21 protein-coding genes and 2 tRNA genes are annotated in these 18697 nt (G+C 70.1%); 12 read left to right on the top strand and 11 right to left on the bottom strand.

The window, feature by feature from the left end; translation table 11 throughout:
- The first annotated feature begins 28 nt into the window (after positions 1-28).
- The 3 genes from KNO15_RS01250 to KNO15_RS01240 are packed head-to-tail and all read left to right on the top strand — an operon-like array spanning position 29 to position 3364.
- Positions 29-1249, top strand: a complete 1221-nt coding sequence (locus KNO15_RS01250) for a mechanosensitive ion channel family protein (RefSeq protein WP_241701531.1) — start codon at positions 29-31, stop codon at positions 1247-1249.
- A 1-nt stretch (position 1250) separates the two neighbouring features.
- A complete protein-coding gene (locus KNO15_RS01245) occupies positions 1251-1658 on the top strand; it encodes a globin (protein ID WP_241701529.1) in 408 nt (135 codons plus the stop codon).
- 56 nt (positions 1659-1714) lie between these two features.
- On the top strand, positions 1715-3364 hold the full coding sequence (locus tag KNO15_RS01240; protein WP_241701527.1) for an FAD-binding dehydrogenase: 1650 nt from the start codon (positions 1715-1717) through the stop codon (positions 3362-3364).
- Between the two features lie 95 nt (positions 3365-3459).
- On the opposite strand, the gene KNO15_RS01235 is transcribed toward KNO15_RS01240, so the two are convergent.
- Complete coding sequence (locus KNO15_RS01235) at positions 3460-4221, bottom strand: hypothetical protein (protein ID WP_241701526.1); 762 nt, start codon at positions 4219-4221, stop codon at positions 3460-3462.
- Between the two features lie 39 nt (positions 4222-4260).
- Here KNO15_RS01235 and KNO15_RS01230 point away from each other — a divergent pair, with 39 nt between their 5' ends.
- On the top strand, positions 4261-5142 hold the full coding sequence (locus tag KNO15_RS01230; RefSeq protein WP_241701524.1) for an acyl-CoA thioesterase: 882 nt from the start codon (positions 4261-4263) through the stop codon (positions 5140-5142).
- Positions 5143-5169: 27 nt separating this feature from the next.
- On the opposite strand, the gene KNO15_RS01225 is transcribed toward KNO15_RS01230, so the two are convergent.
- Positions 5170-5862 (bottom strand): anti-sigma factor family protein, encoded by a 693-nt coding sequence (locus KNO15_RS01225; protein ID WP_241701523.1) that lies wholly within the window; start codon positions 5860-5862, stop codon positions 5170-5172.
- Positions 5859-6371: a sigma-70 family RNA polymerase sigma factor gene (locus KNO15_RS01220; protein ID WP_241702656.1), complete on the bottom strand. Its 513-nt coding sequence runs from the start codon at positions 6369-6371 to the stop codon at positions 5859-5861. The genes KNO15_RS01225 and KNO15_RS01220 overlap by 4 nt, the downstream gene beginning before the upstream one ends.
- Positions 6372-6496: 125 nt before the next feature.
- Here KNO15_RS01220 and KNO15_RS01215 point away from each other — a divergent pair, with 125 nt between their 5' ends.
- Entirely contained in the window at positions 6497-6925 is a 429-nt protein-coding gene (locus KNO15_RS01215; protein ID WP_208042060.1) for a ubiquinol-cytochrome c reductase iron-sulfur subunit, read from the top strand.
- A gap of 82 nt (positions 6926-7007) precedes the next feature.
- On the opposite strand, the gene KNO15_RS01210 is transcribed toward KNO15_RS01215, so the two are convergent.
- The 5 genes from KNO15_RS01210 to msrA form a co-directional block, all read right to left on the bottom strand.
- Positions 7008-7493, bottom strand: a complete 486-nt coding sequence (locus KNO15_RS01210; protein WP_241701522.1) for an acyl-CoA thioesterase — start codon at positions 7491-7493, stop codon at positions 7008-7010.
- Positions 7494-7504: 11 nt separating this feature from the next.
- Positions 7505-9187 carry an energy-dependent translational throttle protein EttA gene (gene ettA / locus KNO15_RS01205; protein WP_241701521.1) on the bottom strand — a complete coding sequence of 561 codons (1683 nt, stop codon included), beginning with the start codon at positions 9185-9187 and terminating at the stop codon, positions 7505-7507.
- Between the two features lie 93 nt (positions 9188-9280).
- Positions 9281-9802, bottom strand: a complete 522-nt coding sequence (locus KNO15_RS01200) for a DUF6993 domain-containing protein (RefSeq protein ID WP_241701520.1) — start codon at positions 9800-9802, stop codon at positions 9281-9283.
- A gap of 10 nt (positions 9803-9812) precedes the next feature.
- On the bottom strand, positions 9813-10229 hold the full coding sequence (locus KNO15_RS01195; protein ID WP_241701519.1) for a single-stranded DNA-binding protein: 417 nt from the start codon (positions 10227-10229) through the stop codon (positions 9813-9815).
- A gap of 129 nt (positions 10230-10358) precedes the next feature.
- Positions 10359-10886 carry a peptide-methionine (S)-S-oxide reductase MsrA gene (msrA, locus tag KNO15_RS01190; RefSeq protein ID WP_241702655.1) on the bottom strand — a complete coding sequence of 176 codons (528 nt, stop codon included), beginning with the start codon at positions 10884-10886 and terminating at the stop codon, positions 10359-10361.
- A gap of 106 nt (positions 10887-10992) precedes the next feature.
- Between msrA and KNO15_RS01185 the strand changes: the two genes are divergently transcribed.
- Entirely contained in the window at positions 10993-11781 is a 789-nt protein-coding gene (locus KNO15_RS01185) for a hypothetical protein (RefSeq protein ID WP_241701518.1), read from the top strand.
- A 106-nt stretch (positions 11782-11887) separates the two neighbouring features.
- Here KNO15_RS01185 and nadE read toward each other — a convergent pair whose 3' ends face one another.
- Entirely contained in the window at positions 11888-12730 is an 843-nt protein-coding gene (gene nadE, locus KNO15_RS01180; RefSeq protein WP_241701517.1) for an ammonia-dependent NAD(+) synthetase, read from the bottom strand.
- A 75-nt stretch (positions 12731-12805) separates the two neighbouring features.
- On the opposite strand from nadE, the gene KNO15_RS01175 reads away from it, so the two are divergent.
- Positions 12806-14023, top strand: a complete 1218-nt coding sequence (locus tag KNO15_RS01175; protein ID WP_241701516.1) for a cation:proton antiporter — start codon at positions 12806-12808, stop codon at positions 14021-14023.
- 27 nt (positions 14024-14050) lie between these two features.
- On the opposite strand, the gene KNO15_RS01170 is transcribed toward KNO15_RS01175, so the two are convergent.
- Positions 14051-14905 (bottom strand): LysR substrate-binding domain-containing protein, encoded by an 855-nt coding sequence (locus KNO15_RS01170; RefSeq protein WP_241701515.1) that lies wholly within the window; start codon positions 14903-14905, stop codon positions 14051-14053.
- Positions 14906-15110: 205 nt separating this feature from the next.
- On the opposite strand from KNO15_RS01170, the gene KNO15_RS01165 reads away from it, so the two are divergent.
- Entirely contained in the window at positions 15111-16415 is a 1305-nt protein-coding gene (locus tag KNO15_RS01165; protein WP_241702654.1) for an MFS transporter, read from the top strand.
- A 54-nt stretch (positions 16416-16469) separates the two neighbouring features.
- A tRNA-Arg gene (locus KNO15_RS01160) sits at positions 16470-16545 on the top strand.
- 53 nt (positions 16546-16598) lie between these two features.
- Here KNO15_RS01160 and KNO15_RS01155 read toward each other — a convergent pair.
- Positions 16599-16901, bottom strand: a complete 303-nt coding sequence (locus tag KNO15_RS01155; RefSeq protein ID WP_241701514.1) for a thioredoxin family protein — start codon at positions 16899-16901, stop codon at positions 16599-16601.
- 96 nt (positions 16902-16997) lie between these two features.
- On the opposite strand from KNO15_RS01155, the gene KNO15_RS01150 reads away from it, so the two are divergent.
- The 3 genes from KNO15_RS01150 to KNO15_RS01140 all read left to right on the top strand — a co-directional run bounded on the left by KNO15_RS01150 (position 16998) and on the right by KNO15_RS01140 (position 18626).
- Positions 16998-17855, top strand: a complete 858-nt coding sequence (locus KNO15_RS01150; protein WP_241701513.1) for an SGNH/GDSL hydrolase family protein — start codon at positions 16998-17000, stop codon at positions 17853-17855.
- Between the two features lie 10 nt (positions 17856-17865).
- Complete coding sequence (orn, locus tag KNO15_RS01145; protein WP_241701512.1) at positions 17866-18489, top strand: oligoribonuclease; 624 nt, start codon at positions 17866-17868, stop codon at positions 18487-18489.
- Positions 18490-18550: 61 nt separating this feature from the next.
- A tRNA-His gene (locus KNO15_RS01140) sits at positions 18551-18626 on the top strand.
- The last annotated feature ends 71 nt before the right edge of the window (positions 18627-18697 follow it).

The following is an 18697-nucleotide window of genomic DNA, read 5'->3' as shown; positions in this document are numbered from 1 at the left end:
AGGCCCCACTCGGTAGGATTCCGAGCGTATGGGAATTCTGAAAGCGAACTTCTGGACCGAAGTCGGCGTGTGGTTGACCTCAGCGGGTTGGAACCTCCTCCACGCGGCACTGATCGTCGTCGGCGCCTTCGTGCTCAGCTGGATTCTGCGGGTGCTGATCCGTCGCGTGGTCAGGCAGATCGTCAGCGGAGTGAAGAAGGGGCAGAGCGTCACCGACACGCAGGCGCTCGTCGCCTCGCCACTCGCGGCCGTCCGCGTCGTGCAACGCACCCGCACGCTCGGCTCCGTGCTGAGCAACATCGTCAATGTGACGATCGGCATCATCACGATCATCCTGGTCATCCAGGTTTTCGCTCCCGATGCGCTCACGTCGTTCGCCCTCCTCACCGCGGCGATCGGCGCCGGCCTCGGTTTCGGCGCGCAGAACATCGTCAAAGACGTCCTCAACGGCCTCTTCATGGTGATGGAAGACCAGCTGGGAGTCGGCGATGTCGTCGACCTCGGCTCGGCCACGGGCGTCGTGGAGGCCGTCGGCATCCGCGTCACGCAAGTGCGCGACGTCAACGGGACCCTCTGGTTCGTGCGCAACGGCGAGATCCTGCGCGTCGGCAACATGTCCCAGGGCTGGTCGCGCGTGATCGTCGACCTCGCGGTGCCGTACGACACCGACATCGAGACCGTCCAGTCGGCGATGATGGAAGCCGCGACCGCGCTCGCGACGAGCCCCAAGTGGCGTTCGCGCATCCTCGACAAGCCAGAGCTGTGGGGACTGGAGTCGGTCTCCGCGGATGCCATGGTCATCCGCATCGTGCTCAAGACCCGCACCACGGCGAAGGACGATGTCTCGCGCGAACTCCGGCTGCGCCTCAAGCAGGCCACCGACGGGCTGGGCGTGAAGCTGCCCTCCCTGGAGGCGGTCGTGCTCAGCGGCTTCGACAGTGCGGGCAGCGTCAACGGCGCCAAGCCGCCGCGCACGCGGCCGACGCCCGTCGTCCCGGAGAAGCCGGTCAGCGGCCGCAAGGCACGTGCCGCCGCCAAGCGCGCCCCGAAGGCAGTCGCCGACCCCGGCGCCATCCGCATCCGTCCCGCGATCGAGAGCCCCCCTGAGGTCACGACGCCCGACGCCGGCTCTCCCGCCTCCCCGACGGCTCCCCGCGCGCCGCGAGCCCCGAAGCAGGCACCGTCGCAGCCTCCCACCCAGCCGCCGACGACGCCGGCCCCGACAAGCCAGCCCCCGACGAGGGAGTGAGATGACGAGCATCCCCGTCGGGCCGCCCGCCGGCCCGTCGTTCTTCGAGCAGATCGGCGGACACGACACGTTCGTCCGGCTGGTCGACGCGTTCTACCGCGGCGTCGCCGACGATCCCGTGCTGCGCCCGATGTACCCGGAGGAGGATCTCGGCCCCGCCCGTGAGCGCCTCACGCTCTTCCTCGAGCAGTACTGGGGCGGCCCGACCACCTACAGCGAGCAGCGCGGACATCCGCGGCTGCGGATGCGGCACAATCCGTTCCGGGTCAACCCCGACGCGCGCGACCGGTGGCTGGCGCACATGCGGGTCGCCGTCGACGAGCTCGGCCTGCCTCCGCTGCAGGAGGAGACCCTGTGGAGCTATCTGGAGCGCGCAGCGTTCGCTATGGTCAACACATTCGAGGAGTGATCCCGTCTCGAGGGGCAGCCCGGCTCCTCGAGACGTCGTGCCGAAGGAGCCACGCCATGACCTCAGAACCCGACTGCATCGTGGTGGGTGCCGGCCTCGCCGGACTCGTCGCCGCGAGCGAGCTGCTCGACGCCGGCAAGACGGTCACCATCGTGGATCAAGAGCCCGCGGCCTCCCTCGGCGGTCAGGCGTTCTGGTCGTTCGGCGGCCTCTTCCTGGTCGACTCGCCGGAGCAGCGCAGGATGGGCGTGCACGACTCGCTGGCGCTCGCCCGGCAGGACTGGTTCGGCAGCGCCGCGTTCGACCGCGACGAGGACCACTGGCCCAGGCAGTGGGCCGAGGCCTACCTCCAGTTCGCCGCCGGTGAGAAGCGCGCGTGGCTGCACGAGAAGGGGGTGCGGTTCTTCCCGGTCGTCGGCTGGGCGGAGCGCGGCGACGGCACCTCGGGAGGCCACGGCAACTCCGTGCCGCGCTTCCACATCACCTGGGGCACCGGGCCCGGCGTCGTGGAGCCGTTCGTGCGCCGCGTCCAGGAGGGCGCGGCAACCGGGCAGGCCCGACTGCTGCACCGTCACCGCGTCGACGAGCTCATCGTCGACGCTGGACGCGTCACGGGCGTGCGAGGGGAGATCCTCAAGCCGGATGCTGCGCGGCGCGGCGCGGCGAGCAACCGCGAGCGGATCGCGGACTTCGAGCTCCGCGCTGCGGCCGTGGTGGTCGCCAGCGGAGGGATCGGCGGAAACCACGACCTGGTGCGCGCCGCCTGGCCCGAGCGGCTCGGCACTCCCCCGGACTTCATGCTCTCCGGCGTGCCCGCCCACGTGGACGGCCGGATGCTCGGCATCGCGGAGGCCGCCGGCGCCCACCTCATCAACGGCGACAGGATGTGGCACTACACCGAAGGCATCCAGAACTGGGACCCGATCTGGCAGCGCCACGGCATCCGCATCCTGCCCGGGCCGTCCTCGCTGTGGCTGGACGCCCGCGGTGACCGCCTGCCCGCTCCGCTGTTCCCCGGATTCGACACGCTCGGCACGCTGGAGCACCTGCGGCGCACCGGATCCGACTACAGCTGGTTCATCCTCACTCAGAAGATCATCGAGAAGGAGTTCGCGCTCTCCGGCAGCGAACAGAACCCCGACCTGACCGGCAAGGACCTCGGGCTGCTCGCGAAGCGGGTGGGCCCCGGAGCGCCCGGCCCGGTGGAGGCGTTCAAGAAGAAGGGCGCGGATTTCGTCGTGGCGGACACCCTCGACGAGCTGCTGACCGGGATGCAGCGGCTCTCGGAGGTGCCGTTGGACCTCGATCTCGTCACGCGCCACGTGCGCGAGCGCGACCGCGAGCTCGACAACGACTTCGGCAAAGACCTCCAGCTCGCGGCGGTCCGTGCCGCTCGCGCCTACCGGGGCGACAAGCTCATCCGGGTCGCCTCCACGCACAAGCTCACCGATCCGAAGGCCGGCCCGATGATCGCGGTGAAGCTGCACATCCTGACCCGCAAGAGCCTCGGCGGCATCGAGACGGATCTCGAGGGCCGGGTGCTCTCCGCCGACGGCACCGCGGTGCCCGGACTGTACGCGGCCGGCGAGGCGAGCGGCTTCGGCGGTGGCGGCGTCCACGGCTACCGGGCGCTGGAGGGCACCTTCCTCGGTGGCTGCCTGTTCTCGGGCAGGCAGGCGGGACGCGCTATCGCGCGCGCCGTCTGACCGCGACCTCAGAGTGACGCACGTTGCCACATTTGCGGCAAAAGTCGTCTCTCGGGCGCGCTATCGGCACATTTGCCGCAAATCTTGCGGTGTCGTCAGCCGCGGAGGCTCCAGGCCTGGCGGCGGATGAGCGTGTGGCCGCGGCGCGTGGTGAGGCGGGTCCACGGGCCGGTCTCGAGGATGGTGACCGGCTCGCCCTCGGCGAGGAACCCGAGGCTCTCGGCCGCGAACGCGGCGCCTGCAGGAACGTACTCGAGGGCATCGATCGGGCGGCCCCACACCTCGGCGCGCACGCGCTGCACCAGCTGCTCCCCCGTGCCCGTCGGCACGGCGTCGGCGACCTCCGCTATCCCGGCGGCCGCCGTCGCCTGCAGCAGCTCGTACGAGGTCTCCCCGACCTGACGCCAGCCGCCACGGGGCGGCGAGATGCCCGCCCAGGTCACGGACGGCGCCTCCATCGGCAGGCGCACCTCCAGCGGAGCGCTCTCGACAGCGCCGTCCACCGCGCCGTTCTCGGCCCCGTCGCGGCCCTCCTCTTCGACCGCGCCGCCCTGCTCGGAGGCCGCGGCGGCACTCTCGGCCGCCTCGCGCACACGCGCCAGCCGGTCGAGCAGTGATCGGATCGGCACGACGACGTCGAACGCGACGTCCGGCGCGGTGAGGAAGGTGCGCAGCCCGAGCACGGTCGGCGTCTGATCGAGCAGCCCGCGCGGATAGAGGATGGCGGTGTACACGGCCAGCACACCCGATCCGGCGATCAGGCGCACCGACCCCTCCTCGACGCGGGCGGCCCGAGACAGGTAGGTCTGCAGATCGGCGGCGGCGAGGGTGTCCTGGAGAGAAAACGACTGGCTCATCTGCACTCTAAGCTACTAGAGACATCGGACGGAGACACTGTGACAGAGCCCCTGGAATCGCTGCTCGCCGCGCTCGACCTCACCGATACGGGTGCCAGGACGAACGAGGACATCTTCACGGGACCCTCCCAGTGGATGCCGCTGGGCCGCGTGTTCGGCGGTCAGGTGCTGGCGCAGTCGATCGTCGCCGCGACGCGCACCGTCGACGACGACCGCAGCATCCACTCGATGCACGGCTACTTCCTGCGCCCGGGCGACGTCAACTTCCCGATCACCTTCTCGGTCGACCGCATCCACGACGGCCGGTCGTTCTCCACCCGGCGCACCCAGGCCTACCAGAACGGACTGCCCATCCTGTCGATGATCGCGTCGTTCCAGACCGAGGACGACGGGGTCGAGCACCAGGTCTCCATGCCAGAGGGCCTCCCCGACCCCGAGTCGCTGCCGAACTCCGCCGCGACACTCGAAGACGTCGAGCACCCGGTCGCGCAGTACTGGGCGAGCCAGCGGCCGTTCGACATGCGGCACGTGCCGTCACCGATCTATCTCTCGGTGGAGGGACCGCACGTCGCGCACCAGGCGGTCTGGTTCCGCGCGATCGGAACGCTGCCGGACGAGCCGGCCCTGCACCGCGCGGCCCTCGCCTATGCGAGCGACTACACGATCATGGAGTCGGTGATGCGCCGGCACGGTGTGGCGTGGGCGACGCCCGGTCTCAAGGCGGCCAGCCTCGACCACGCGATGTGGTGGCACCGCCCGGCCCGCGTCGACGAATGGCTGCTCTATGCGCAGGAGTCCCCGAGCGCGGGAGGCGGACGCGGACTGTCGCTGGGCCGGATCTTCAGCCGCGACGGGCGCCTGGTCGCCAGCGTCGCCCAGGAGGCGACCATCCGGGTCCCGGACGACGCGCCGAGCGACTGACGCGTTCGCGCCGGACGCCCCCGCCGGCTAGCCGAAGGTGCTGCGCAACAGCACCGTGCCGTTCGCGGCGGCCCTGATATCGATGGCCGCGATCTCGGCGATCGGGACACTCGTCGTCGCGGTGGGCACGACGGTGCTGCCCTCCGCCGCGGACCACGTCGAGATCTGGGTCTGCTTCCCCGAGCGGTCGGTGACCACCATCGCGTAGGTCCACGTGCGGCCGCCGTCGTCCCCTGCGACCTTGGCGTAAGTGCACCGGGAGTCGATCCGCGTGCCCCACGGCTCGGAGGTGAGCCGGAGGTCGGCGGAGAGCGCACTGGGCTCGACCTGCTCCATCGAGACGCTCGTCCCGGGCGACGACGTCGGAACGACAGCGGGGATCGCGATCGCCAGGACTGCGACGAGGACGGCAGCGGCGACGGCGGCCAGGCCGCCGACCAGCCAGCGCGACCTCCGCCGGCGTCTCCTGGCCTGGTCCAGCAGCGACGGCAGCACCTCTGCGCCCAGCGCCGCGTCGCTCGGCGCCTCCTCATCGAGGAGTGCGAACGCCTGTTCCCTCGGCACCCGGCCGAGGAGCCCGGGCAGCCCGGCGAGCTCCGCGACCGCGGCCGAGCACCGGTCGCACGTGTGCAGATGCTCCTCGAACAGCCTCCGCTCGCCGGGCGAGAGCGAGCCGAGCACGTAGGCAGCGTCCCAGGTGGCGAACTCGTCGTTGTTCATCGTTCCGTCACCCCCCGCTCCTGCAGCGACAACCGCATCGCGCGCAGGCCGTAGTGCAGGCGTGACTTGACCGTGCCCTCGGGGATCTCCAGCTCGCGCGAGATCTCGGCGATGGAACGGCCTCCGTAGTAGGCGTGGACGATCACTGCGCGGTGCTCGTCGGAGAGTTCGGACAGTGCATCGGAGACCAGCCACGCGTCGAGGACGGCGTCGGAGCCGTCGTCGGCTGACGGCCGCTCCGGGAGGGTGTCGGTGCCGAACTCGTGCTGGCTGTGCGCGCTGCGCTTATCGTCGATGACGATGTTGCGCGCCACTGTGAACAGCCAGGCGCGCGCGGACTGCTGGGACTGATCCAGTACCGCTGGTCTCCGCCAGGCACGCAGCAGGGTCTCCTGCACGACATCGTCCGCCATCGCTCGATCGCCGGTGAGGTGGACGACATAGCGCCACACGGCCTGCGCGTGCTGGTCGTGCAGTTCGCGCAACAGACGTGCGTCCTCATCCGGCATGGTCACCTCCCGACATTAAGCACGGAACGGGCGAGGGAAAAGTTCAGAACTCCATGAGTGAACCGGGGCGTCGACCGTCTCGTGCTTACGCTAGGAGAAAGCACCGCCGACCGGGAGGTTCCACGATGACCGATTCCACACCGCTCACGCGACGAACACTCGTCCAGCTCGGCGGGGCGTCCGCGGCCGGCGCGGGGGTGCTGCTGCTCGCGGCTTGCACGCCCGGAGGGTCCGGTGCGACAGGTGGGTCGGGGAACGACGGCACGGCCACTGTCGACCTCTCGTCCATCCCGGTCGGCGGCGCGGTCTCCGCCTCGCTCGGCTCGACGCCGATCGTGGTGTCGCAGCCGAAGGCCGGCGACGTGGTGGCGTTCAGCGCCGTCTGCACGCATCAGGGCTGCACGGTCGCGCCGCAGGGATCGGAGTTCGACTGCCCCTGCCACGGTTCGCGCTTCGACGGAACGACGGGCGACGTGCTGCAAGGACCCGCGAGCAAGCCGCTCACCAAGCTCACGGCGTCCGTCGCCGGCGGAAAGGTCACGATCACCTCGTAGGTCGAGCACGAGGGGCACGTTGTTGTCGCTTTCGCAGCGCGAAAGCGACGACAACGTGCCCCTCGGCGTCCCGGTGGGAGGGTCAGCGCTTGGTGAAGGTGACGGGGTCGTCGAGGTAGGGCGTCCACGCGGCGCGCTCGCGGTCGTTGATGCGGCGCGGGCGCTGGCTCGCGGCGTCGACGAGCACGATCGTGGTCGCCGCCCGCGAGAACATCGTCCGGGGCTCGACGCCCTCGGGCGACCACACCTCGTAGTTGACCTCGAGACTGGCCCCGCCGAGGCGTCCGAGCCAGAGCTGCACGTCGAGCGGCTGCCTGAGGTACGGGATCGGTGCGAGGTACTCGATCTCCTGGCGCGCGATCAGCGTCAGCGTGTCGGCCCCCGGCCGGCCGTCGAGCACGGCCGTCGAGCCGCCGACCGCCTCGCCACTGCCGTGCCCGGAGTCGTCCGGCGCCCAGAACGCCTCGATGCGCGCCTCCTCGAGGAGGCGCAGCATCTCGGCGTTGTTCACGTGCCCGTACGCGTCGAGATCGCTCCAGCGGAGCTTGATCGGGACGTGCAGTCGCATTCGGGGTCGCCTCAGTCGCGCGTGAGCTTGCGGTAGGCCGAACGGTGCGGCTTGGCCGCGTCGGGCCCGAGCCGCTGCACCTTGTTCTCTTCGTACGCCTCGAAGTTGCCCTCGAACCAGTACCAGTCGGACGGGTTCTCCTCGGTACCCTCGTACGCGAGGATGTGCGTGGCGATGCGGTCGAGGAACCACCGGTCGTGGGTGATCACCACGGCGCAACCGGGGAACTCGAGCAGCGCGTTCTCGAGGCTGGACAGCGTCTCGACGTCGAGGTCGTTGGTCGGCTCGTCGAGCAGGAGCAGGTTTCCGCCCTGCTTGAGGGTCAGCGCGAGGTTCAGGCGGTTGCGCTCACCGCCCGACAGCACGCCGGACTTCTTCTGCTGGTCGGGACCCTTGAACCCGAACGTGGAGACGTAGGCGCGCGACGGCACCTCGGTCTTGCCCACCTGGATGTAGTCGAGACCGTCGGAGACGACCTCCCACACGTTCTTGTTCGGGTCGATACCGCCGCGGGTCTGGTCGACATAGGAGATCTTGACGGTCTCGCCGACCTTGAGCTCGCCGCCGTCGAGCGGCTCCAACCCGACGATCGTCTTGAACAGCGTGGTCTTGCCGACGCCGTTCGGGCCGATGACGCCGACGATGCCGTTACGCGGCAGCGTGAAGGTCAGGCCGTCGATGAGCACGCGGTCGCCGAACCCCTTCTGGAGGTTCTTCGCGTCGATCACGATCTGGCCGAGGCGCGGCCCCGGCGGGATCTGGATCTCCTCGAAGTCGAGCTTCCTGGTGCGCTCCGCCTCGGCCGCCATCTCCTCGTAGCGCGCCAGACGCGCCTTCGACTTGGCTTGACGGCCCTTCGCATTGCTGCGCACCCAGTCGAGCTCGTCGGAAAGGCGCTTGGCGAGCTTGGCGTCCTTCTTGCCCTGCACCTCGAGGCGCTCGCGCTTCTTCTCGAGGTAGGTCGAGTAGTTGCCCTCGTACGGGTAGAGGTGACCGCGGTCGACCTCGGCGATCCACTCGGCCACGTGATCGAGGAAGTACCGGTCGTGGGTGACGGCCAGCACGGCGCCGTGGTACTTGGCGAGGTGCTGCTCGAGCCAGAGCACGCTCTCGGCGTCGAGGTGGTTGGTCGGCTCGTCGAGCAGCAGGAGGTCGGGCTTCTGCAGCAGCAGCTTGCAGAGCGCTACCCGGCGCTTCTCACCGCCCGAGAGCGTGTTCACCGGCCAGTCGCCCGGGGGGCAGCGCAGCGCGTCCATCGCCTGCTCGAGCTGGGAGTCGAGGTCCCAGGCGTCGGCCGCGTCGATCTGCTCCTGCAGCGTGCCCATCTCGGCGAGCAGGGTGTCGAAGTCGGCGTCGGGATCGGCGAGGAGGCCGGAGATCTCATTGAAGCGGTCGACCTTGCCCTTGATCTCGCCCACGCCCTCCTGCACGTTCTCGAGCACGGTCTTGCTCTCGTCGAGCAGCGGCTCCTGCATCAGGATGCCGACGGTGTAGCCCGGGGACAGCTTGGCCTCGCCGTTGGACGGGGTGTCGAGCCCGGCCATGATCTTCAGGATGGTCGACTTGCCCGCGCCGTTCGGGCCGACGACGCCGATCTTAGCCCCGGGGAGGAACGCCATCGTGACGTCGTCCAGGATCACCTTGTCGCCGACCGCCTTGCGGGCCCTGACCATCGAGTAAATGTATTCGGCCACTCTTCTTCCTAAACTCCCTGTCCTGGACTCGCGCAGACCGCTCGGATCCCGGCTCGCCGCCGGGCCCGCAGCCCTGTACGAGGATACCGGCAACTACCAGTCGATAGGCCGGGTCTGCCCGATCAGGCATCCGCCGGTCGCGAGCGTCGCCGAGGTCGTGCTCTGGTAGCCTCCCGCGTCCGCGCCGTATTGGCCGATCAGGCAGGTGGCGCCGAGCTGCACCGAGAACTGGATGGAGTTCGCCTTCAGCCCGATGGTCGTCGTGTCGGCCGTCAGCTGCATGTCGCCCTTCGCGAAGCCGGCGGCGACGAGCGCGTCGATGAAATCGCGCCCCTGCGCCCCGGACTTGGCCGCGATGGTCGCCTGGTTGACCTTGTCGAAGTACGGCAGGTTCTGGGCGGCCGTGCCGTTCGGGATCAGCACAGGGCCGGCGGGCACCGACGCGGTCGGGGTCGGGCTCTCGACCGGGGTGGAGGCCGTCGGAGTCGGCGTGGTCGGCGACGGCGAGCTGCACGCGCTGAGCGTCACAGCGAGGGCGAGGGCCGGACCGATGAGGACCACAGCCGGCGCCCTCCATCTACGGCGTGCGGCGGTCGGTCGGGCCAGCGCTGTCATGGTGACCACCCTAGGGCTCCGTGCCTGTGGGAACTCCGCGAACCTCCCGGTGGGCCACCGGCGTGGCGCCGTCGATACGCCGTGTGAACACGCTGCGCCCCCAGGCCAGGTCGTGACCGATGGCGTCCGCGTCGATCTCGGCGGTGACGCCCTCCGGTTCACCCGCCCAGTCGCGCACCCGCAGCCTCCCGGCCACCACCACGGGATCGCCGCGGGCCACGCACGCGGCGACGCTCACGGCCAGTCGATGCGTGGCGGTCACGGTGTACCAGTTGTCCTGCGCATCCGGCGGCCCGTCCGCGTCCGCGTCGGCCTCCAGCCGCGGGCCGGTCACGAGCCGGAAGGTCGTGACCGCCGCTCCGACCTGCGGGATCACGTGTCTCGGTCTGGTCGCCACGACCCCGCGCACCGCCACCGGATCTGCCATCGTCTCCCCCGTCTCCGACCCCGCGCTGAGGTCGTGACCACTCTCGCCGACGGCGGCGCTGTCGCTCGGACGTCCGAGACGATCCGTGGAGAACCCGCGCGACGCCAAGGCTGTGGAGGAACCCGCCGCTCAGGCCGCGATCACGTACGGCGCGTACGACGCCCGGATCTTGTTGACCTTGGGGAGGGCGACCGCCAGGCAGTATCCCTGCCCCGGGTTCTTGGCGAAGAAATCCTGGTGGTACTCCTCCGCCCGGTAGAAGGGGCCGAGCGGCTCGATCGTGGTCACGATGCCACCCTCCCAGTACTCCGACGCCCGGTCGCGCGCGGCCTCGAAGAGCTGCCGCTGCGTCTCACCGTCGGAGAACATCGCGGAGCGGTACTGCGTGCCGACATCCGCGCCCTGGCGGTCGAGCTGCCGCGGGTCGTGCAGCGTGAAGAACACATCGAGGATCACGTCGGCGGGGATCACCTCCGGATCGAAGGTCACCGCGACGGCCTCGGCATGCCCCGTCGTTCCGGTGCAGACCTCCTCGTACGTGGGGTCGACGGTGGTGCCGCCCGTATACCCGGACACCACATCCTGCACGCCCCGCAGCACGCGATACACCGCGTCCAGACACCAGAAGCAGCCGCCGGCCACGACGAAAGTCTCCATCGCGTCCATCCTTTCGATCGTCGTCACCCCTATTCTCCTCCGCGGGATGCGCGACACAGCGCCCGCCCTGCCCGGCCCAGCGGCGAGACGCCGTTACCATCGCCGCATGCAGTGGTGGAATGACTTCGTCGACTGGCTCAACTCGTCGGCCGCCCAGCCCGCGGTCTTCAACGCGGTGGTCCTCGCGATCGCCGTCGTCGTCTCCGGATTGCTCGCCGCGTGGATCGCACGCGGCGCCCTCCGTGGACTCCTCAAGCGCACCGACCGCCAACAGAAGGCCAGCGCGATCGCCGCGCTGGTCGACGCGGCGACCGAGGCGTCCGTCTGGAACTCGCTGACGCCCGCCGAGCAGGTGCTCTCCGACCGTGCCGTCGGCCAGGCCGACATCCTGGTGCGGCTGCTGCCCATCAAGGGCTCGGGGATCGCCGCCAACTGGGCGGGCCACCAGCTCGCCGAGATGAAGCGCGCGTCCGCGACGTTCGGATACCAGCTCGACCCCGCTGTCGCCGAGTTCCGCGACCGCCTCATCGAGTGGCAGAACAAGCCGGGACGCGCCCGCCGCATCTTCCAGGGCGACCTCGAGCGCTGGCGGTTCGAGTCCACGGACACCGACCGCACGCTCCTCGCCCAGCAGGACGCCTGGGTCGCGCAGCAGCACCACGAGCAGTTCGCGCAGCCCGCCGCCTCCCCGGCGGAGCAGGCCGCCCCGCTCGCGGCCGCCCCCGTCGCGGCCGCCCCCGTCGCGGCCGCCCCGACCGCTCCGGCGACGACGCGCTTCGCCACGGACCCCGCGGCGTCCGGCGAGCAGACGCCGCTCCCCGTCTCGGCGTTCGCCGCCTCGGGTGACGACAACGACACCTCCCCGAGTCCCCGCTTCGGCCAGCCCGTCGGCTGACGGAGCCCGCCAGCGGCCCGAACCACTCCGGGCACCCCACCACGGAACGAAGGGGCGCCGACCAGCCGGTCGGCGCCCCTTCGTCGTCGTCGCGGACGACTGGCGGTCAGCGCGTGTAGTCGCCGCGCTCGTTCCACCAGCCGTCGAAGAGGCTCGCCGGCACCCTCCGCTTGTGCTCCGTCGCCAGGTACCGTGTCTCGATCGCCGTCGCGACGTGCTCCGACACGTCCTGGCCCTCGAGGAAGTCGTCGATGTCGCCGTACTGGATGCCCAGGTTCGCCTCGTCGGTCTGTCCTGGTTCGAGGTCGAGGAGGTCGGCTGTCGGCGCCTTCTCGTACAGGCGTGACGGCGCCTCCAGGTGCTCCAGCAGAGCCCTGCCCTGACGCTTGGTGAGCCCCGTCAGCGGCGTGACGTCGACGCCGCCGTCGCCGTACTTGGTGAAGAAGCCGGTCACCGCCTCCGCCGCATGGTCCGTCCCGACCACGAGCAGCCGGCGCTGACCTGCGATCGCATACTGCGCGACCATCCGCAGCCGCGCCTTGACGTTCCCCTTGTTGAAGTCGGTCAGCGACTCGCCGACGGCGTCGGCGAACTCGGCCTGCAGACCGTCGACCCCGCGTTGGATGTTGAACACCACCGTCCGCTGCGGCCGGATGAACGACAGTGCGAGCTGAGCGTCGTCCTCGTCGTGCTGCACCCCGTACGGAAGCCGCACCGCGACGAACTCCGCCTCGACCCCGTCCCGGCCGAGGCGCTCGACCGCGAGCTGACACAGCCGGCCGGCGAGCGAGGAATCCTGCCCTCCGCTGACCCCGAGCACGAAGCCCGACGCTCCGGTCGCCGTCAGATAGCGGACCAGGAAGTCCACTCTTCGCTCGACCTCGGCCGCGGGGTCGATGACCGGTGAGACGTTCAGCTCGTCGATGATTCTGGCTTGGAGTTCGCGCATGACGACACCCTAGCCCGCATGGATTTCGTGCGTATGAACTCCCCGCACCGGCGGCCAGACCCTAGCATCGGCACCATGGATCCGAAGGTCGCCACCATCGTCCTCGTCCCCCTGCTGGCGGTCGTCGCCGCCCTCCTCGCCTCCCTGGTGGGTCGTGTCGCCAAGATCCCGCTCGTGGTGTTCGAGATCCTGCTCGGCATCCTGGTCGGCCCGAGCGCGCTGGGCTGGGTGCCCGCGTCCGACGCTCTGCACGCCGTCGGGCAGTTCGGCCTGGCGTTCCTCTTCTTCATGGCGGGCAACGAGATCGACTTCCAGGCCATCCGCGGGCGACCGCTGCGCCGCGCCTCACTCGGCTGGCTGATCTCGCTCGTGGCCGGCGTGCTGATCGGCGTGCTGCTGGCGCCCGACCCGATCGCGGGCGTCTACGTCGGCATCGCGCTGTGCTCCACGGCGCTGGGCACGCTCATGCCGATGCTGCGCGACGCCGGCGAGCTGCGCACCCCGTTCGGCCTCGCGGTCACCGCCGTCGGGGCCGTCGGCGAGTTCGGGCCGCTGCTGGCGATCTCGCTCTTCCTGAGCGGTCGCAGGCCGCTGTCGGCGGCGATCGTGCTGATCGCGTTCGCCGTCATCGCCGCAGCTGCCGTCTGGTTCGCCGCTCGCGGTGGGCACGAGCGCTTCCACGCCCTCGTGCGTGCCACGCTGCACACGAGCGGGCAGTTCGCCATCCGGTTCGTCGTGCTGGTCGTCGCCGCCCTCGTCGGGCTGAGCCTCGCCCTCGGGCTCGACATGCTGCTGGGGGCGTTCGCCGCCGGCGTCATCTGCCGGGTGCTGCTGAGCGGGGCCGCGGAGAGCGACGCCCGGTTGATCGAGAGCAAGCTGGAGGCGGTGGCCTTCGGCGTCCTGGTGCCGGTGTTCTTCATCGAGACCGGGATCACGTTCGACCTCCACGCGCTCGTGACCGACCCGCACGCGCTCCTGCTGCTGCCCATCCTCCTGGTCCTGCTGCTCGTCGTGCGTGGTCTGCCCGGCTCGATCGCCACTCCGGCCGGATCCACGTTCGGCGACCGTGCCTCGCTCACGCTGTTCAGCGCCACCGGACTCCCCATCATCGTCGCGGTCACGAGCATCGGTGTCGCCGCCCACGACCTGACGTCCGGTACGGCGACGGCACTGGTCGGCGCCGGGATGCTGTCGGTGCTGATCTTCCCGGTCGTCGCGCTCACGCTGCGGCGCCGCTCCGCCGACGGCGGCCTGCGACCCCCCGACTCGGACCGCGTGCCCGTGGAGGGATGACGACGCCGGCTCACGCGCCCTGGCGGGTCAGGGCACCCGCGTGACGGCCCTGGCCAGGATCGCGGTGGTGAGCGCCTCCACCGGCTCCCTGGCCGCCGAGGGATTCGAGAGCAGCGTGAAGTCGACGTGGCCGAGCTCGGGCAGACCGAAGCGGTTCGTCACCTTGATCAGGTCGGTGGGGATCAGCGACCGCGGGAAGACGGCGACGCCGAGCCCGGCACGCACGGCGGCGAGCACGCCGTTGACCTCACGCGTGTTGCAGGTGATCCGCCACGTGCGCCCGGCCTGCTCCAGTGCTTCGATCGTGATCTGGCGGCTGAGACTGGGGCCCTGGTAGGCGATCAGCGGCACCGGGGCATCCGGATCGAGCGCCGTCTTCTCCTGCCCCATCCAGACCAGCTCGTCGGTGGCGACCACGGTGCCGTCCGTCGTGCCCGGGTTCTGCTTGATGAAGATCAGGTCGAGCTGGCCGGCCTGCAGGCGCCGGTGCAACGGTGCGGACTGGTCGACCGTGAGCTCGAGGTTGACCTGCGGGTTCTGCTGCCGGAAGTGCCGCAGGATGCGCGGGAGGGTCGTGATGGCCAGATCGTCCGCCGCACCGAAGCGCAGCCGGCCGCGCATCGCGGACCCGCTGAAGTACCTCTCGGCCTCGGCATGAGCCGCGAGGATCGTGCGTGCGAACCCGGCCATCGCGTCACCGTTGTCGGTCAGGCGCACCTCCCGGGTGTCACGGGCGACCAGCTGCCGCTTCGCCGCCTGCTCCAGCCTGCGCACGTGCTGGCTCACCGTCGGCTGGCTGATGCCCAGACGTTGCGCCGCGCGCGTGAACGAGCGCGTGTCGGCGATCGCGAGGAACGTGCGGAGCAGGACCGAGTCGAACATTCGTCCTCCGTGGTCGTCACCACTGGGGCCATCATTCGGAAACCCAATGGGAGTTATAGGGTCGATTCGCTGAAAGAATAGCGCGGATTCCGTAGCGTTGAGGAAGCAGATCGAACATACGAAACCAGGAACGCAGGAAAACCCCGTGGCGAACCCCGCAGCAGCCGTCCCCTCACCAGCCCCCTCCGCCCCGCCCACCGGCCCGATGCCGGTGCTCTCCGCCCGCCCGCCGTGGCGCGAGACCTTCATCTCGCTGCGGGTGACCAACTACCGCCGGTTCGCCGCCAGCAACCTGGTCGCCAACACGGCGGTCTGGATGCAGCGCATCGCGATGGACTGGCTCGTCCTCCAACTCTCGGGCAGCGTCGCCGCCGTCGGCATCACGGTCTTCATGCAGTTCACGCCCATGCTGATCTTCGGCCTCTGGGGCGGCGTGATCGCCGACCGCTACTCGAAGCAGCGACTGCTCGTCTGCACCCAGTCCGCCGCCGCCGCGCTCGCCGCCCTGCTCGCCGTCCTCACGCTCACGGACGCCGTGGAGGTCTGGCACGTCTACGCGATCTCGTTCGCCCTCGGCCTGGTCACCGTCGTCGACAACCCCGCACGTCAGGTCTTCGTCAACGAGCTCGTCGGCCCCACCTACCTCCGCAACGCGATCAGCCTGAACTCCTCCATCTTCCAGCTCGGCGGTCTCATCGGGCCGGCGCTCGGGGGAATCCTGATCACGGCGGTCGGCGGCGGCTGGTCGTTCGCCATCAACGCCGTCGCCTGCCTGGCAGTCGTCGGGTCGCTGCTCTCGCTCCGGCGCGGCGAGCTCCACCACTCCCCCGCGGCCCCGCGCGGAAAGGGCCAGCTCGCCGAGGGGATGCGCTACGTGCGCCGCAAGCCGGTGATCTTCTGGACGGTGGTGATGGTCGCCGTGCTCGCGGTCTTCGCGTTCAACATGCCGGTGTTCCTCGCCGCGTACGCCAACGATGTGTACGACGTGGGCGCCCAGGGCTACGGGATGTTCAACGCACTCGTCGCCGCCGGTGCGTTGGCCGGGGCGCTGGCCTCCACCCGGCGCACCTCCGTGCGGCTCTCGATGGTCGTCGGCACCGCCGCCGCGCTCGGCGTCGTCCAGGCCCTCGCCGGCTTCGCCCCGGGCGAGATCGCCTTCAGCGTGCTGCTCGTCGGCATCGGCGTCGGCAACCTGCTGTTCATCACGGCCGCGAACTCCCTGGTGCAGATGTCGTCGAACGTGCAGATCCGCGGCCGCGTGATCTCGCTGTACATCCTCGTCCTCCTCGGCGGGCAGGCGCTCGGCGGCCCGCTCATGGGCTGGATCGTGGAAGCGCTCGGCCCGCACGTCGCGATGGCGATCTCCGGGCTCGTCCCGGCGGTCGCCGCCGTGATCGTCGCCCTGATGATCGCCAGGAACGCCAGCCTGCGGTTGCGCTTCGGCCTCCGCGGACGTCGCCCGGTGATCGCGATCGTCAACCGGGCTGGCAAGGCGGGTGCGTCGCTGTAGCCTCCGGTCGGTGCGGCCGGGGCTCCCCGTGCGCTGCGGTATCGTGGAGGCCGCGCCCCCGTAGCTCAGCGGATAGAGCAGGAGCCTTCTAATCTCTTGGTCGCAGGTTCGATTCCTGCCGGGGGCACCACCTTGCGCGGAGTGCCCGCGAGACGGAACAGGATCAGCCGACTCGCGGAGGCCTCAGAGCGCTCGCGCCGCGGCGACCAGGACCTGGTTGAGGGTCGGGACGCCCTCCGCGCGGAAGACCTCGGCGCCGTCTGCGCCGAGCACGATGACGGTCGGCGTCGAGCGGATGCCGTCGCGCTCGGCGAGCTCCGGCTCGCGGGCGACATCGCGCTCCGTCACCGAGAGCGCGGGAACCAGGCGTCTCGCCTCCGCGAGCACCGCCCTCGTCTGCATGCACGGCTCGCAGAACGCCGACGAGTACAGGGTCAGTTCGACGTCCCGGGTGACGGGACGGTCAACGGCGGGTGTCGCATCCACGACCACCAGTGTACGTCCGGCGAATTCCCGGCGACGATCCCGCGACCGGCCCCGGCGCGACACCCGCACGCAACCAGGGCGACCGACAATCGGGACGTGAGCCGAACCACCTATACACGGTACGTGGCTCTCGGGGACTCGATCACCGAGGGGCTCTGCGATCCTGCGCCGGCGCGCCCGGGGACCTGGCTCGGCTGGGCCGACCGGCTCGCAGGCATCCTCGACGGCGACGCGCGACTCTCCGGGCACTCCGTCGAGTTCGCCAACCTCGCGGTGCGCGGCCGGCGCATCGCCGACGTGGTGGGCGAGCAGGTCCCCGGTGCCCTCGCGCTGAAGCCCGACCTCGTCTCCGTCCTCGTCGGCGCCAACGACCTGATGAGCCCCGCCGCCGATCCGGACGCACTGGCCGAACGGCTCGCCGACGGGGTGCGGATGCTGCGTGCGCACGGGACGACCGTGCTGCTGGCCAACCTGTTCGACCCGCAGTTCGCGTTCTTCCTCAAGCCGTTCCGCGGTCGCGCAGCCGTGTTCAACGCCAACATCTGGAGCATCGCGCGCGACCACCACGCCGTCGTGCTCGACGTCTGGGGCGTGCGGGAGTTCCGCGACCCGGCGATGTGGGGCGCCGACCGTGTGCACCTCAGCTCGCGCGGCCACCGCCTGCTCGCCACGCACGCGGCCCACGCGCTGGGCGTGCCGTACGCCGAGACCGCCGTCGCCGACACCGGCGAGGGACGCGACGAGCAGGTGCCGATCCCGGAGCTGCCGGAGGAGCTTCCGTTCCGCACGTGGTTGCGCGTCCACGCCATCCCGTGGGCGGCACGGCGCCTCCGCGGGATCTCCTCGGGCGACGGGCTCAGCCCCAAGCTGCCCCAGGTGCAGCCCGTGCACGCCCAGGCGCTGCACGCCCAGGCACTGGGCACGCAGCCGCGGATGGTCGGAGGCCCGCACTAGACTGGCCAGCATGGCTGCCTCTACGGATCGACTGGTCTGGATCGACTGCGAAATGACCGGACTCGACCTCGAGGTCGACGAGCTCGTCGAGATCGCCGTCGTCATCACCGACTTCGAGCTGAACGTGCTCGACCCGGGCCTCAGCATCGTCATCAAGCCCGACGCGTCCGCGCTCGCCAACATGAACGAATTCGTCCGCGACATGCACACGACCTCCGGGCTCATCGAAGAGATCCCGAACGGCAAGAGCCTCGCCGAAGCCGAGTACGAGGTGCTGGAGTACGTGCTCAAGTTCGCACCGACCGCACGCACCGCCCCGCTCGCCGGCAACACGATCGGCACCGACCGCATGTTCCTGGCCAAGTACATGCCGCGCCTCGACAACCACCTGCACTACCGCAACGTCGACGTCTCCTCCATCAAGGAGCTCGCCCGCCGCTGGTTCCCGCGCATCTATTTCAACGCGCCGGAGAAGAACGGCGGCCACCGTGCCCTCGCCGACATTCTGGAGTCCATCCGCGAACTCGACTACTACCGCGCGGCGGCGTTCGTGGGCGAGCCCGGACCGACCACGGAGCAGACCCAGGAGGCCGCGGCGGGCGTCGTGGAAAAATGGGCCGCCCGAATGTACTAGAATCGACGAGTTGCCTCGAACGGAACGCCATCGCAGATGACCATTCCGAACGACGGACATGGTGGGTATAGCTCAGCTGGTAGAGCGCCTGGTTGTGGTCCAGGAGGTCGCGGGTTCAAGCCCCGTTACTCACCCCAATAGAGTCAAGGCAAGCACCGGCTATGGCTGCCACGGTGACTACATCTTGGCTACACGAAGGGCACGTTGT

The sequence above is a fragment of the Leifsonia shinshuensis genome, from assembly GCF_022606355.1.
Lineage (GTDB): Bacteria > Actinomycetota > Actinomycetes > Actinomycetales > Microbacteriaceae > Leifsonia > Leifsonia shinshuensis_B.
The sequence above is the reverse complement of the archived record's forward strand: the minus strand, read 5'-3'. Positions and strand labels throughout refer to the sequence as shown.